The organism is Rothia sp. HMSC071C12 (genome assembly GCF_001813895.1).
Taxonomy (GTDB): Bacteria; Actinomycetota; Actinomycetes; order Actinomycetales; family Micrococcaceae; genus Rothia; species Rothia mucilaginosa.
Genome location: NZ_KV814374.1, coordinates 324787 through 339114, shown reverse-complemented (window position 1 = coordinate 339114; position 14328 = coordinate 324787). Strand labels below are relative to the sequence as shown.

The 14328-nt window shown below is 60.0% G+C and carries 11 protein-coding genes, 1 tRNA gene and 1 riboswitch; of the genes, 7 read left to right on the top strand and 5 right to left on the bottom strand.

Annotated elements, in window-relative coordinates; all coding sequences use genetic code 11:
* Nucleotides 1–119: 119 nt before the first annotated feature.
* The 3 genes from HMPREF2942_RS06365 to HMPREF2942_RS06355 form a co-directional block, all read right to left on the bottom strand.
* Nucleotides 120–1619 (bottom strand): sensor histidine kinase, encoded by a 1500-nt coding sequence (locus HMPREF2942_RS06365; RefSeq protein WP_005504527.1) that lies wholly within the window; start codon nt 1617–1619, stop codon nt 120–122.
* 1 nt (nt 1620) lies between these two features.
* Nucleotides 1621–2325: a response regulator transcription factor gene (locus tag HMPREF2942_RS06360; protein ID WP_005504528.1), complete on the bottom strand. Its 705-nt coding sequence runs from the start codon at nt 2323–2325 to the stop codon at nt 1621–1623.
* A gap of 74 nt (nt 2326–2399) precedes the next feature.
* Entirely contained in the window at nt 2400–2672 is a 273-nt protein-coding gene (locus HMPREF2942_RS06355) for a hypothetical protein (protein ID WP_049357300.1), read from the bottom strand.
* A 141-nt stretch (nt 2673–2813) separates the two neighbouring features.
* Between HMPREF2942_RS06355 and HMPREF2942_RS06350 the strand changes: the two genes are divergently transcribed.
* The 3 genes from HMPREF2942_RS06350 to HMPREF2942_RS06340 all read left to right on the top strand — a co-directional run bounded on the left by HMPREF2942_RS06350 (nt 2814) and on the right by HMPREF2942_RS06340 (nt 6038).
* The gene (locus HMPREF2942_RS06350; protein ID WP_246824380.1) at nt 2814–3578 is read left to right on the top strand and encodes a DUF3027 domain-containing protein; all 765 of its coding nucleotides are present in this window, start codon (nt 2814–2816) and stop codon (nt 3576–3578) included.
* A 209-nt stretch (nt 3579–3787) separates the two neighbouring features.
* Nucleotides 3788–4492: an iron-dependent transcriptional repressor DtxR gene (locus tag HMPREF2942_RS06345; RefSeq protein ID WP_049346095.1), complete on the top strand. Its 705-nt coding sequence runs from the start codon at nt 3788–3790 to the stop codon at nt 4490–4492.
* Nucleotides 4493–5188: 696 nt separating this feature from the next.
* A riboswitch (cyclic di-AMP (ydaO/yuaA leader) is annotated at nt 5189–5348 on the top strand.
* Nucleotides 5349–6038: a C40 family peptidase gene (locus tag HMPREF2942_RS06340; protein WP_070614810.1), complete on the top strand. Its 690-nt coding sequence runs from the start codon at nt 5349–5351 to the stop codon at nt 6036–6038. It begins immediately after the preceding riboswitch.
* A 167-nt stretch (nt 6039–6205) separates the two neighbouring features.
* On the opposite strand, the gene HMPREF2942_RS06335 is transcribed toward HMPREF2942_RS06340, so the two are convergent.
* A complete protein-coding gene (locus HMPREF2942_RS06335; RefSeq protein WP_070614812.1) occupies nt 6206–7201 on the bottom strand; it encodes a DUF4031 domain-containing protein in 996 nt (331 codons plus the stop codon).
* A 119-nt stretch (nt 7202–7320) separates the two neighbouring features.
* Here HMPREF2942_RS06335 and HMPREF2942_RS06330 point away from each other — a divergent pair.
* Nucleotides 7321–7393: transfer RNA gene (locus tag HMPREF2942_RS06330), tRNA-Arg, on the top strand.
* Between the two features lie 110 nt (nt 7394–7503).
* On the opposite strand, the gene HMPREF2942_RS06325 is transcribed toward HMPREF2942_RS06330, so the two are convergent.
* A complete protein-coding gene (locus HMPREF2942_RS06325) occupies nt 7504–8364 on the bottom strand; it encodes a VOC family protein (protein WP_070614813.1) in 861 nt (286 codons plus the stop codon).
* Between the two features lie 144 nt (nt 8365–8508).
* On the opposite strand from HMPREF2942_RS06325, the gene HMPREF2942_RS06320 reads away from it, so the two are divergent.
* From HMPREF2942_RS06320 to sucD, 3 genes are all read left to right on the top strand, one after another.
* Nucleotides 8509–11481 (top strand): UvrD-helicase domain-containing protein, encoded by a 2973-nt coding sequence (locus HMPREF2942_RS06320; protein WP_070688670.1) that lies wholly within the window; start codon nt 8509–8511, stop codon nt 11479–11481.
* Between the two features lie 459 nt (nt 11482–11940).
* Entirely contained in the window at nt 11941–13107 is a 1167-nt protein-coding gene (sucC, locus tag HMPREF2942_RS06315) for an ADP-forming succinate--CoA ligase subunit beta (protein WP_005504561.1), read from the top strand.
* Nucleotides 13108–13136: 29 nt separating this feature from the next.
* Nucleotides 13137–14054 (top strand): succinate--CoA ligase subunit alpha, encoded by a 918-nt coding sequence (sucD, locus tag HMPREF2942_RS06310; protein ID WP_049340934.1) that lies wholly within the window; start codon nt 13137–13139, stop codon nt 14052–14054.
* Nucleotides 14055–14328 lie beyond the last annotated feature (274 nt).

Genomic DNA, 14328 nt, shown 5'->3' with positions numbered 1-14328 from the left:
CTTACTCACGCTCTCTTTACTCGCGCCGCCGCGAGTTATCATCCCGCCTCCGGCGCACAGCAAAACCCCCGAACCGCAGAACACTCAAGTTCCACAATCCGGGGGTTTATGCATCAGTACTACTTCATCAGCTGATCGTCCGAGACGGGCGGCGGATAGAACGGCAAAGAAATCACGAAGGTAGCGCCGCCACCATCGGTCTCTTCAATGTGAATCCTGCCCTCATGCTGCTCGATAATCGCAGCCACAATGGACAGACCCAGACCCGTACCGCCGGTCTCACGCGAACGTGAAGCATCGGTGCGGTAGAAACGCTCGAAGACGCGCTCGCGGTCCTCGCCGTGAATGCCGGGGCCGTGGTCGCGCACCTCCAGCACGGACAGCGGGAAGCCGTGAACCTCTTCGCGTACGCCCACCGCAATCTCCAGGGGAGAGCCGTCGGGGGTGTAGCGCATGGCGTTGGTCAGCAGGTTCGCCACGACCTGACGCAGGCGTGATTCGTCGCCGAGTACGGTTGCGGAGGTCGGCGCGACCTCTTCGTTCAGACCCACCAGGGACACTGCACGGTCGGGTGCCGTAGCGTAGGCGTCGTTCGTAGCGTCCACCGCAAGGTTGAACAGGTCGAAGGGCGCCAGCTTGGATTCGCGGCGCTCATCAATACGCGCCAGGGTCAGCAGGTCTTCCACGAGCTGACCCATACGCTTGGACTCCGATTCGATGCGGCTCATCGCGGTAGCGACAGCCTCATCGGTCGGTAGCGCGCCCTGACGGTACAGCTCCGAGTAGCCTCGAATACTGACCAGCGGGGTGCGCAGCTCATGCGAAGCGTCACCCACGAAGCGGCGCATTTTCGCCTCGCTCTTCTCGCGGGCTTTGAAGAGCATTTCAATCTGGGTGAGCATCGTGTTCAGCGAAACCGCGAGGTTACCGATCTCGTTGCTGGGGTTGTAGTCCTCAATACGCTGAGAGAGGTCACCGGCAGCGATCTTGGCGGCGGTCTGCTCCACGCGAGCCAGCGGCTCGAAGGTGCGGGTCACAATCACCCAGGTCATCGCAATCGCGGAGGCGAGAGTCGCCAAACCAAACGCGAAGGTCAGCACACCCACGAGGGCGACCACCTGGTTCGTTTGTTTCAGCGGCATGGCAATAACCAGAGATGCCGCCTCCGTCAGCCCAGAAGAATCTTTCGATTCAATGGGCACGGCGAGCACGCGCCAATCGGAGGAGCTGCCCACCGAGTTGACGGTGACTGCCTCCTCGTTTTGCTTGCGAACCTTCTCTTCGGTCCAGCCCTGCAGCGCCGGCTCGCTGAACTGTTCGCTGTCCTCGGACTTGAGCGAGTACAGTACGTTGCCGTCCTTATCGAGCAGGTACAGGCGGTAGGTGCTCAGGGATTGTTCCTGATTGCCGGAAGGGCGCACGGTCGCCAGCTGCACGAGTGAGGGGGCGCTGTTCTTCATCTCTTCGTCCAGCTGGTGCACCATCTGGGCACGCAGAGCGGAAATCGCCACCAGGCTCGTCACCGCAATGGAGAGGGCGATGAGCATGGAGGTAATGAGTACCAGCTGGGTGCGAAGGGAAAGAGACTGGGGGATCCGGTCGAGGGGTTTGAGCGCCACGTTAGCCTCGAGAACCGCGAATCATGTAGCCCACACCGCGCTTGGTGTGGATGAGCGGCTCGTGGTTTTCACGGTTGTTGTCAATCTTGCGGCGCAGGTACGAAATATAGGACTCAACGATGGAGGAGTCGCCGTTGAAATCGTACTCCCACACGTGGTCGAGAATCTGCGCCTTGGACAGTACGCGGTTGGCGTTGAGCATCAGGTAGTGCAGCAGGTTGAACTCGGTGGGGGAGAGGTCAATCTCTTCGTCACCGAGGAACACTTCGTGGGTGTCCACGTTCAGGGTGAGGGCGTCAACGCGCAGTACGGCGTCGTCCTCTTCCTGGACGCTGCGGCTACGGCGCAGAATCGCGCGGATGCGGGCGATCACCTCGTCGAGGGAGAAGGGCTTGGTGACGTAGTCGTCACCACCGGCACCCAGACCGGTTACCTTGTCCTCGGTGGCGTCCTTTGCGGTCAGGAAGAGTACGGGGGTGGTGGTGCCGTTTTCGCGCAGGCGGCGGGTCACCTCGAAGCCGTCCATGCCGGGCATCATGACGTCCAGGACAATGAGGTCGGGGTTTTCGGCGTGCGCCTTTTCGAGGGCTTCGCGGCCGTTGCCGGCGGTAACTACTTCAAAACCGGCGAAACGCAGGGAGGTGGCGAGCAATTCAAGAATGTTGAACTCGTCATCGACGACTAGGAGTTTTGCTTCAGCAGACATACTCTATCTTTCTCTCTGAATGGCAGGCTGTACTTGATAAGTGAATGATGTGTGTGAGCTTGCGGCTCAAATCTTTATGCCTTGTTGCGGCGCATGACCGACAGGATGAGTGCGGCCATGAGTGCAATAAAGGCGACGGGTAGGAGGACCAGCGGAATCTGGCTCATGAGGGCGGGCGGCGTTGCCCCAACCCACTTCATCACGAGCATGGCAACTCCGGTGAGCAGACAGAGCAGGGCGAGAAGCGCACCTGCCGCGCCGAGCCAACGGATGGCTCCGGCGTAGGGCAGGGGTGCAGGGATCTGCTCTGCAGTGTTGTGCTTATCCTGTGCGGGTTCATTACTCATGAAATTAACGGTATCAGCTCACACACAGCTGTTCGTGGGCGAAGCCCCAGATTTAGCGGTTTGAGACCCAAATTCACAGCGTATGCGAAGCTTGGAGCGGGCGCCGCAATGTTTGCGCACGCGAGATGCTTTAATAGGGGTATGTCTGAACAGGTTATTGAACTGCTCCCCGAAACTACGCCCGCTACTGACGCGCCCGCAGAGTCCGTTGTGCCTTCTGCCGCGCCTGAGAGCACCGACGAGGGTAGCGCTGTACCTGCTGAGACTCAGCCCTCCGTGAACGCTGAGGAGACTGAGGCGGCTGATACGCCCACTGAGGGATCTACCGCTGAGGAATCTGCCTCCGGGGAATCTGCTGCCGAAGAAACCGCACAGAACGAAGACTCCACCCCCGACCCCTTCACCCCGCTGGATGAAGAGGTGGGTGCCCCCTCCCTGGGTGTTCCGCACAAGCTGCGCCGCACCTCCAAGGTGGATGAGATTCTTGCCGCCGCAAAGGATGTGGCGTTGCAGGGCGTTCAGGAAATCGCTCCGGCACACGCTATCGGCCTGGTGCACCACGTGCGCGCCGAGGAAGAGCGTCTGAGTACTCACCTTTTCGAGTGCACCCTGCCCGGTTACCGCGGCTGGTTCTGGTTCGCGACCCTCTCGCGTGCGCCTCGTTCCCGCGTGGCAACGATTTGCGAGGTTGGTCTGCTGCCCGGTGATGATGCGCTCATCGCGCCGGATTGGGTGCCGTGGGCTGACCGCGTTCGCCCGGAAGACCTGGAGGAGAACGCCGAGCAGGAGAACGCAGAGTCTGCTGAAACCGCTGAGGCAGAGGAATCTGCTGAGCTTGCAGAGAACAAAGCGGAAGAGAACGAATCTGCCGTGGAAGAAACCGCTGAGGCTGAGTCCGCAGAGTAAGCCTACCGTCTACTCCTCTTAATAAGGGGTGGGTTAGCAAAAGCGTATATATAAGGTGTCTTGAGTCGTCCAATGAGTTTTCATTGGACGACTCAATGACTTAAGCCGTGGCAAAAGCCGCTGAAAAAGTACATAATAGATTATTGAATTAAGTAACGACTTAGGCAGTGCTATCTAAGTACTGTTGCGGTGATAGCTGGGAGAGATATATGACAGACCTCATCGATACCACAGAGATGTATTTGCGCACCATCCTCGAACTGGAGGAAGAGGGCATCGTCCCCATGCGTGCGCGCATCGCTGAACGACTCGAGCACTCCGGCCCGACCGTTTCCCAGACTGTGGCACGCATGGAGAAGCACGGCCTGCTCACCGTTGAGCCGGACCGCCACCTCGAACTGACCGAGGAAGGCCGCCACAAGGCGGTCGAGGTAATGCGTAAGCACCGCCTGGCTGAGCGACTGCTCTCCGACATCATTGGTCTGGAACTTGAATACGTGCACGAAGAAGCATGCCGCTGGGAGCACGTCATGAGTGACAAGGTGGAGAAGCGCATCCTGGAGATGCTCAAGGACCCCAAGTTCTCCCCGTACGGCAACGCTATCCCTGGACTGGAGGACCTGGGTCACGCTAGCGAGAAGAACGACGAGCGTACCGTGCCCATGTCCCTGGCGGCACGCGACTCCGGTCCCGAGGACCGTTTCACTATTTCTCGCTTCCCCGAGTCCATTCAGACTGACGTTGAGTTGCTGAAGCTGCTGGCTGACGCAGGTATTGTTTACGGCGCTTCGGTGTCCGTGGTCGCCGGTCAGGACGATGACGTGATTGTTCACGCCGACGGTGAAGAGGACACCCTCTCCCTGGATATGGACGTGGCAAACGCAATTGTGGTCAAGCGCGGCGGCAACCTCTAAGCTCTAATTCTGAGAGTCCGCTAACCCAGTTCACGCTAAACGGTGGTATCGCCTCCTCACTTGAGGAGGCGGTACCACCGTTTTTTGTGCCGTTAGCTCCCTGAGAACCGGCTTTGTCTTAGATAATGGACGATTTAGCTCAATAATCGGAGTAAAACGCCGCATATAAGGGAAGAATCGGGGAAAGCGGAGGAACGAGGCGTATTCGGGCTGCAAAAGGTGGACTAAGTGGCGTAGATCAGTGGCCCAGGCTACCCTCACGTGAGCGAGCATATACTCCTCTCTTAACTTTTTGGCAACTGCGCTTGAGTGCATTTTTCGCGTTTTTCGCTTAAATCTGAGGTTGAAGCTAAGAGACACGCCGGTTTCTGAGTGAGTATATGGGAGCAAAAGCTTAAGAGACGAGGGTCATTTTTAAGAGTTTTGAACCATGCCCTTAAGGGGTGGTAGTGCATTAAAAGCGAATGTGCATCCTTGTGAAATGCCTAGTCAAACGCCTTAATCTGCTTAAGCTCCCATAAATAAACGGGGTTCTAGTTGCCCAAACCCGCTCCGTTCCGCCGGGGGTGAAAGCTCAAAATTTAAGTCCGAATGAAGTGACAACTGGGAGTTTTCTGTGTATTCTCGATTTGTGCCTAAATCCTAATCGTAAGAGGGCACCGTCGAAGCGGTTCCGCTGAGTTCTGCCAACGCTTCGATGAACGTCTACCCAATATGGCAGAAGCGGGGGACCCAATCCCCAAGCTGGGATACGGCTTCTCAATCGAGAGGCCTCGGGGCTAAGTCACTTCGGTGGCCGAGCGAATCCATGCTCGAGTCCGACAGCTCACCTCGTCAGGCAATGGAGGAATTACCAATGGCTAAGAAGATCGTACGTACCGCAGGTGCAACCCTCGCAGCAGGCGCAATCCTGCTCGGCTCGACCGTTCCCGCGAACGCATTTGCACAGATCCCCGCTGCTGCTGATCTGTCCTACGACTACACCAACTACGAGTTCGACTACACCAGCTACAACACCCCCGCAACCACCTACGTTGCACCCCAGGCTCAGGCACAGCAGACCTACGTTGCTCCCGCAGCAGCTCCTGCACCCGCAGCTGAGACCGCCTACGTAGCACCCCAGGCTGAGACCCAGCAGGCTTACGTTGCACCCGTTGCAACCGAGGCTCCCGCTGCACCCGCAGCTTCCTCCGCTTCCACCGGTAACGCTTCCCGCGACGCAATCGTTGCAACCGCAATGAGCGGCCTGGGCGGCTCCTACGTTTGGGGCGGCAAGACCTTCGGTGCATGGGACTGCTCCGGCTTCACCTCTTGGGTTTTCGCTCAGCACGGCATCAAGCTGACCGCTTTCACCTACGCAATGAAGAACGAGCTGCGCCCGACCGCTAACCCCCAGCCCGGCGACATCGTCTTCCAGAACGGCTACAGCCACGTTGGTATCTACCTGGGCGACGGCAAGATGATCTCCGCTCTGAACCCCACCAACGGTACCCTGGTGCACCCCACCTCCTGGATGTCCGTTGACGGCTACTACACCGCTCTCTAAGCCTTAGCGCATAAGAGCTGGGTCTAGTCCAACATACTTCTCAAAAGGCGCCTACCCCGCACGGGGTGGGCGCCTTTTGCGTACCCGAAAGATTCCGTGAAAATACCGCCGAGAACGCACCTTAGTATGGGCGCATTCTCGGCGGTATGTGTTTTAGGTGTATGCGGCTAGGACGCGAGAGCCTGCAGAAGCCCCTGCGGGTCCTGCGACCACTCGCTGAGCTCTGCCTGCAGATTAGTCTGCGCGGGCTCCTCCCAGAGCTGCAGAGCCTGTTCGGAGAGGAAGATGCGCTTGCGCCCCAGAATCGAACGCAGGAAGGTCGTACGACCGGCACGGAATGCCTCATCGTCAAAATGGGAGTACTCGCTACGCACCCCGCGCAGGTAGCGGCGGTAGCGTGCCGAATCAGCCGCCAGGATAGCCATATCGGCATCGAGGAAAAACTGAATATCCGCTGGCTCATAGCCCGCCGGTAGATCGGCAGACTCGGGCAGCTTGTGGGTTGCCGTGGCACGCACCAGAAGGCTCACCATCTGCAGCTCGTCACCACTGAGCAGGCCCGCGGTAACCAGCGGCTCCAGGGAGATGTTCGCCAGCTGCTCGCTACGGCGCTCATCCTCACCCGGCGCGCCCTCGTACACCGCGTCGTGGAACCACGCCGCCAGAACCAACGCCAGGGGAGTAGAACCCTGCGTGCGGTATGCGTAGAGGCGGTCCAGATCAGTGAGCATCTGCGAAAGGTGCCCGCTGTGGTGGTAGGCGCGGTGCGGCTGCTCCCACGCCTGCAACAGGCTCTCACCCAGCTCCGCGACCTGTTGCTGGAATGTAGCGGGAGCCTTCTCGAGGCGGGGTGCAAACGCCGCCTCCCAGGCGCGAAGCAGGCGCGGGCGAATCTTCTCGGGGCGTTCCTTTAGGGGAATCCGCAGACCGCTGGCAATGAGCGTGCGAGTCAGTTCTGCACCGCTGAGTTCCTTCGCACCCGCCTGCACCAGCTCATCGTAGAGGTGCGCCGGAACATCGTAGTGGTCGCGGTCGAAGGCGCGTTCACTGATGCCCGCTGCTGCGGCGAACTCGTGCAGTTCCGCCAGGGATGCATCGGAGATGAGGTGCGAGAAGACGGTGCCGTGCGCGGGCCAGGTGGGCGGGTCAATGTAGATGCTCATTCGTACATTGTAGGAGCGGTTCTGCCGCCGGGTGCGGGTGTCCTCAAGCGGTGAACACAGGGCGGTGAACACGGGCTGTGCGGACCCTTGGTGCGGGGTGCTTTATACTGGATAGGTACGCCCTCGTAGCTCAGGGGATAGAGCACTTCTCTCCTAAAGAAGGTGTCGGACGTTCGAATCGTCTCGGGGGCACACAGAACCGGTATTCACGCCGGTACGAGAAAACCGCCCGTCGCTTGCATTAGCAGGCGCGGGCGGTTTCTCTGTTTCTGCACGTAACGAGCACTCAAGAAAACACGTTGTTATAGCTGAGACAGGTCAATCTTGCCCATCAGCAGGATTTTCTCGCGAGCGGCCTTATCCGCCATCAGCTCAGCAATATTGTGCGGGACAACCTGCCAAGAAATACCCCAGCGATCTACACACCAGCCGCAACGCTCCGCCTCAGGTATAGCCGAGAGCTGCTCCCAATAGTAATCAATCTCCTCCTGAGTACGGCACGAAAGAACTACCGAAACCCCCGGCGTGAATGTGAAATCGTGGAAAGTGCCGGAATCAGCAGCCGCCATCCAGGTGCCGTGCAGGTTGAAGTCGGTAAACATGACCGCATCTGCCTCAAAGGGGCTACCTTCCGGATAGTGGTACAGGGTACCGCGGCGGGCATCATCAAACATGGAAATCCAGCCGTTGGTGGCTTCCTCTGCATTGCCGTGATTCGTGCCGCCAAACATGAATGAGGGAATGACGAAGGGTCGAGGGTCACCCTCGGGGTTGGTGAGCATCAGCTGCCAGGTCATACCGAAACGATCGCGAACCCAGGCGTAGCGAGGAGAGAACGGGTACTCGCCTAACTCCATGAGTACACCGCCGCCGCTTAGCTTTTCGTAGAGCTCATCAAGGTAGGCGCGCGCCTGATCCTCACCGCCGAACAGGAGTGGGTCAAAGTTTAGGATGCAACTGATGTACTGGTTCGGGACGTACCGGTCATCACCATTAATGAGTGAGAGCTGGAAGCCATGGATGCTTAGAGCCGTCGTAAGTCCGGGCACCTGTTCAACGATAGAAGCATCGCGAAAAACCCTGGTATAGAACTGTGCGGCTTCATCGGCTGAGCCATTGCACCATAGGGCTATTGAGAGGCTCGGAGGTAAGGTCTGGGTCATGCGGTCATCCTAGCATGACTATTCTGTGCCACCGGTGTGCCGTTGCCGATTTAGGTTGTGAGGCTGATTGACCGAACGGGTGGGAGCCGCGGAGTAAATGCGGTAGCATGGAATATCGAACGTGTATTCTAGGCAGCGAGGTAGATGATGAGCGACAAGCCCGAACAGCAGAAGCAGCCCTTCACCGAACAGGACGGCCTGTTCGCCGCCGAACTCGTCACCCCCGCAGCACCGGTAGCGGATGATGAGCCGCCCTTCGACCCCTACTACGACGTACCCCCTGCCGAGGACGACTACTACGCCCCTCCCATGGACGCCGCAGTGATGGATGCCCCGGTGATGGAAGCGCCCGCACAGGACGTACCCGCCGCCCTGCCCACCGGCATGCCCGCCTACGGTACCCCTGCTACCAGCGCGCCCGTTCCTGAACCCGGCGCACCCGCAGCCTTCACCGCCGCAGACCCGCTCGGCGACTTCATGCCACCCGCCTACCGCGTCGGCGGCTACGGTGAGGACTTCGACCCCGCTGACCCCTACGGCGAACGCGCCCACAGCCTCAACGCCGTGGACCCCGCCTCCCTCACCGCCGGGCTCAACGAACGCCAGGAAGAAGCCGTGCTGCACTCCGGCTCGCCCCTGCTCATCGTCGCGGGCGCCGGCTCCGGCAAGACCCGCGTGCTCACCCACCGCATCGCCTACCTGCTCGCAACCCACCGCGCGACCCCCGGCCAGATTCTCGCCATCACCTTCACCAATAAGGCTGCCGCCGAAATGCGTGAACGTATTGAGGCGCTGGTTGGCCCGCGCGCCAAGCACATGTGGATTTCGACCTTCCACAGCTTCTGCGTGCGCGTGCTGCGCCGTGAGGCCGCCGCCCTGGGTTTGAAGTCCACCTTCACCATCTACGATTCGACCGACTCGCAGCGCCTGCTGAGCCTCATCATTAAAGAGCTCAACCTGGACACCAAGAAGTTCACCGCCAAGGCCGTGGGCAACCGCATCTCCGCGCTGAAGAACGAGCTGGTCAGCGCCGAAGCGTACGCATCCCGCGTGGCGAGCGATAACCCGTACGAGAAGACCATCTCGCAGATCTACACCGTCTACACGCAGCGTCTGCGTGCCGCCAACTCCCTCGACTTTGACGATCTGATTGGCCGCACCGTCTTCTTGCTCAAGAAGTTCCCCGAAATCGCGAACTACTACCGCCGCAAGTTCCGCCACATCCTCGTGGACGAGTACCAGGACACCAACCACGCCCAGTACCAGCTGGTGCGTGAACTGGTCGGCGCCCACACGAAGGCACCGGCTGACCGCGGCCCCTACCCGGATGCCGTGCCCCCTGCCGAGCTGACCGTGGTGGGTGACTCCGACCAGTCCATCTACGCCTTCCGTGGCGCGGATATTCGCAATATTACGGACTTCGAGAAGGACTACCCGAACGCCCACACGATTCTGCTGGAGCAGAACTACCGTTCCACGCAGAACATCCTCTCTGCGGCGAATGCGGTCATTGAACGCAACCCCGACCGTCGCCCCAAGAAGCTGTGGACCGCCTCCGGCGCGGGCGCGAAAATCATCGGTTACGTCGCCGAGTCCGAGCACGCCGAGGCACGCTACATCACCCGCGAAATTGACCGCCTTGCCGATGAGCACGGCGTGCAGCCCGGTGACGTCGCAATCTTCTACCGCACCAACGCGCAGTCCCGAACCCTCGAGGACATGCTCATGCGTGCCGGCCTGCCCTACCGCGTGGTCGGCGGTACCCGCTTCTACGAGCGTAAGGAAATCAAGGACGCCCTGGCGTACCTGCGCGCCCTGAGCAACCCCGATGACGACGTGAACGTGCGCCGCATCCTCAACGAACCCAAACGCGGTATCGGTGCCAAATCTGAGTCCGTGGTGGCGGAGTACGCGAGTGCGAACCGCATCTCCTTCTACGCCGCCGCACGCCAGGCAGCCGACATCCCCGGCCTGGGTGCCGCCGCGGTCAAGAAGTACGCCGAGTTCGTGCGCCTCATGGACGACCTCGCGCAGATTGCCCGCACCGAACCCGCCGCAACCTGCCTGGAAGCGGTCCTGGAGCAGACCGGATACCTGGCGGCTCTGCGCGCATCCAAGGACATTCAGGACGAATCGCGCGTGGAGAACCTCTCCGAGCTACTTGACGCCATGGTCGAGTTCGAGACCGAGAACCCCGGCGCCGACCTGGAGCAGTTCCTCGAACACGTGGCCCTGGTCGCCGACGCCGACTCAATCCCGAACCGCCCCGCCAGTGCGGAGGGCGAGAACGCCTCCGCCGCACAGATTGCCGCCGAAGCCGCCGAGGCGAAGGCGCAGGGCATGGTCACCCTCATGACCCTGCACACCGCTAAGGGCCTGGAGTTCCCCGTGGTGTTCCTGACCGGCATGGAGCACGGCCTGTTCCCGCATCAGCGTGCCCTGACCGATGAGAAGGAAATGAGCGAGGAACGCCGCCTGGCGTACGTGGGTCTGACCCGCGCCATGGAGCGCCTGTACCTGACCCGCTCGGAAACCCGCACCATGTGGGGTAAGAGCCAGTTCAACCCGCCCTCGCCCTTCCTGGAGGAAATCCCGGAGGAGCTCATCGAGTGGAAGCGCACCGCCGGTTTTTCGGGTTTTGGCGCCTCCGGTATGGGTGCGTATGGCGCTCGCGGCGGCGGTTCCTATGGCGGCAGCTCCTACGGCAACTCGTACGGTGGCGGCTATTCGGGTGGTTCCCGTTCCGGCTATGGTTCCGGCGGCTACTCGGGCGGTTACGGCTCGGGCGGGTACAGTTCCGGTGGCTCGCGCGGCTCATACGACCCCTACGAGTCCCGCCCCGTACGCCGTTCCGAGCCGTCCACCGCGGATATTAACGGCTCGGCAAGCTACGGGCTGGCGGCGGCCACCTCGAAGGTGACGAACCGTTCCCGCGTGCACCAGAGCAAGGAAATCCCGACTCTGGCGGTCGGCGATACCGTGCGCCACACCAAGTTTGGTGAGGGTCGCGTGCTCGCCGTTGAGGGTAGCGGCGATAAGACCGTGGCGAAGGTCCGTTTCGGTTCGGAAGAGAAGCGCCTGCTGCTGCGTTACGCGCCGCTGGAGAAGGTGAGCTAACGCGTCGGGCGTGAGAACCTGACAACGCCGATGGAGGGGCGGGTACCTGAGGGTGCCCGCCCCTCTTTTGTGCGCTGTACCGGGCGTGTTGTCCGCCTGCTGAGAAGGTGGCCGGGGCTTTGCAGAGCACGGCGGTAAACGCCGCATTTTCGCCGGTATTTCGCGGCGGATGGGGGAGCGTTAGTTCGGGTTAGTTACCCGGTGCACAGCCTTTGGGTGGAATGTACCCAAAATATTTGTGAGCTGAGTCGCTAAAATCTCAGATTTGGGGCTCTGTGAGTGCGAGCTCACGCCGAATCCGATAGAGTAGAGACGAGAGAAATTCCCCGCGTCAATGATGCGTGTGCGCCGGGTGCGAGAGACCCTTATCGCACCGTACTGACCACACGGGGGAACCTCCTCTAATGACCAGGCCGAGTGCACCAGTACTCGGCACCACTTCGAAGAAGAAGGACACCTGTGGACCTTTTCGAATACCAGGCGCGCGAGCTCTTCGCAAAGCACGGTGTACCCGTGCTCAAGGGCATTGTTGCGACCACCCCTGAAGAAGCAAAGGCAGCAGCTGAGGAAATTGGCGGCCTGACCGTCATTAAGGCTCAGGTTAAGACCGGCGGCCGCGGTAAGGCTGGCGGCGTTAAGCTCGCAAAGTCCCCCGAAGAAGCTTACGAGCACGCTAAGGCAATTCTCGGCATGGACATCAAGGGCCACACCGTTCACCGTGTGCTGGTCGCTGACGGCGCAGACATCGCCGAAGAATACTACTTCTCCCTCCTGCTGGACCGTGCAAACCGCTCCTATCTGGCAATGTGCTCGGTAGAAGGCGGTATGGAAATTGAGCAGCTCGCTGCTGAGCGCCCCGAGGCACTGGCAAAGATTGAGGTTGACCCGCTGGTTGGCCTGGACCAGGCTAAGGCTGAGGAAATTGCTAAGGCAGCAGGTTTCTCCGCAGAACTGCAGGAGAAGGTTGTTCCCGTTCTCGTCAAGCTGGGCGAAGTCTACACCAAGGAAGACGCAACCCTGGTTGAGGTTAACCCCCTCGTTCTGACCCCCGAGGGTACCATCCTCGCCCTGGACGGCAAGGTCTCCCTGGACGACAACGCAGAATTCCGCCAGCCCGAGCACGAGGCTCTCGTGGACAAGTCCGCTGAGAACCCGCTGGAAGCTAAGGCAAAGCAGTTCGACCTGAACTACGTGAAGCTGGACGGCGAGGTCGGCATCGTTGGTAACGGTGCAGGTCTGGTTATGTCCACCCTGGACGTCGTTGCATACGCTGGTGAGAACCACGGCAACGTCAAGCCCGCAAACTTCCTTGATATTGGTGGCGGCGCGTCCGCTGAGGTTATGGCTGCTGGTCTGGAAATCATTCTGGGCGACGAGCAGGTCAAGAGCGTTTTCGTGAACGTCTTCGGCGGCATCACCGCATGTGACGCAGTGGCAGACGGCATTGTGAAGGCTCTGGAGATTCTGGGCGACGCAGCAACCAAGCCCCTGGTTGTGCGCCTGGACGGCAACAACGTTGCTGAGGGTCGCCGCATCCTCTCCGAGGCGAACCACCCGCTGGTTGTTCTGGCTGAGACCATGGACTCCGGCGCCGACAAGGCAGCAGAGCTCGCTCACAAGGCGTAATCGCCAGCAAAGGATTTCAAGGAAGTAATATGTCTATCTTTGTGAACAAGGACTCCAAGGTCATCGTTCAGGGCATCACCGGTGGCGAGGGTACCAAGCACACCGCACGCATGCTCGCAGCAGGCACCAACATTGTGGGCGGCGTGAACGCTCGCAAGGCTGGTACCACCGTCACCCACAAGGCGAAGGACGGCTCCGACATCGAGCTGGACGTCTTCGGTTCCGTAGCTGAGGCTATGGAGAAGACCGGCGCGAACGTCTCCATCGTCTTCGTTCCCCCGGCCTTCACCAAGGCAGCAGTTCTCGAGGCTATCGAGGCTAAGATCGGCCTCGTCGTCGTCATCACCGAGGGCGTTCCGGTTCAGGACTCCGCAGAGTTCTGGGCAGCTGCTAAGGCATCCGTGGACGAGAACGGCAAGCAGATCACCCGTATCATTGGCCCCAACTGCCCCGGCATCATCTCCCCCGAGGAGTGCCTGGTTGGTATTATCCCGGCGAACATCACCGGCAAGGGCAAGATTGGTCTGGTTTCCAAGTCCGGTACCCTGACCTACCAGCTGATGTACGAACTGTCTGACATTGGTTTCACCACCGCTATCGGTATTGGTGGCGACCCCATCATCGGCACCACCCACATCGACGCTCTGGAAGCTTTCGAAGCTGACCCCGAGACCGAAGCAATCGTCATGATTGGTGAGATTGGTGGTGACGCTGAGGAGCGTGCTGCAGAGTACATCAAGGCAAACGTGACCAAGCCCGTCGTTGGTTACATTGCAGGCTTCACCGCTCCTGAGGGTAAGACCATGGGCCACGCAGGCGCTATTGTCTCCGGTTCCTCCGGTACCGCTCAGGCGAAGAAGGAAGCTCTGGAAGCAGCAGGCGTGAAGGTCGGTAAGACCCCCTCCGAGGCTGCAAACCTGATGCGCGAAATCTTCGCAGCGAAGTAAACAGCATAGTATTGCGGCAGATGCCGGTAGTCCATGAGGCTACCGGCATCTGTGCTTTAACCGAGAACTTAACAGAGACAGCGCCGAAGAACGCTCAGAGGCGCTGGGGGAGTGCGCTGGGGAAAAGAGGAGGGATAGAGCCGCTCCAGCTGTCGAACAGTGCTGGGATTTGAGGGTGCTTTTGAGATGTTTGAACCAGAGCGGTAGAACTTGCGACAGAAAGTAAGATTGTGCACATCCGCCCTCATAAGGTGCAGATATAACCTTAACCTTT

Excerpts from the sequence above, each read along its gene's own strand:
- HMPREF2942_RS06325 (WP_070614813.1), bottom strand. The coding sequence starts at position 8,364 with ATGACCCAGACCTTACCTCCGAGCCTCTCAATAGCCCTATGGTGCAAT.
- HMPREF2942_RS06320 (WP_070688670.1), top strand. The coding sequence starts at position 8,509 with ATGATGAGCGACAAGCCCGAACAGCAGAAGCAGCCCTTCACCGAACAG.
- HMPREF2942_RS06335 (WP_070614812.1), bottom strand. The coding sequence starts at position 7,201 with ATGAGCATCTACATTGACCCGCCCACCTGGCCCGCGCACGGCACCGTC.
- HMPREF2942_RS06345 (WP_049346095.1), top strand. The coding sequence starts at position 3,788 with ATGACAGACCTCATCGATACCACAGAGATGTATTTGCGCACCATCCTC.
- sucD (WP_049340934.1), top strand. The coding sequence starts at position 13,137 with ATGTCTATCTTTGTGAACAAGGACTCCAAGGTCATCGTTCAGGGCATC.
- HMPREF2942_RS06340 (WP_070614810.1), top strand. The coding sequence starts at position 5,349 with ATGGCTAAGAAGATCGTACGTACCGCAGGTGCAACCCTCGCAGCAGGC.
- HMPREF2942_RS06360 (WP_005504528.1), bottom strand. The coding sequence starts at position 2,325 with ATGTCTGCTGAAGCAAAACTCCTAGTCGTCGATGACGAGTTCAACATT.
- HMPREF2942_RS06350 (WP_246824380.1), top strand. The coding sequence starts at position 2,814 with ATGTCTGAACAGGTTATTGAACTGCTCCCCGAAACTACGCCCGCTACT.
- HMPREF2942_RS06355 (WP_049357300.1), bottom strand. The coding sequence starts at position 2,672 with ATGAGTAATGAACCCGCACAGGATAAGCACAACACTGCAGAGCAGATC.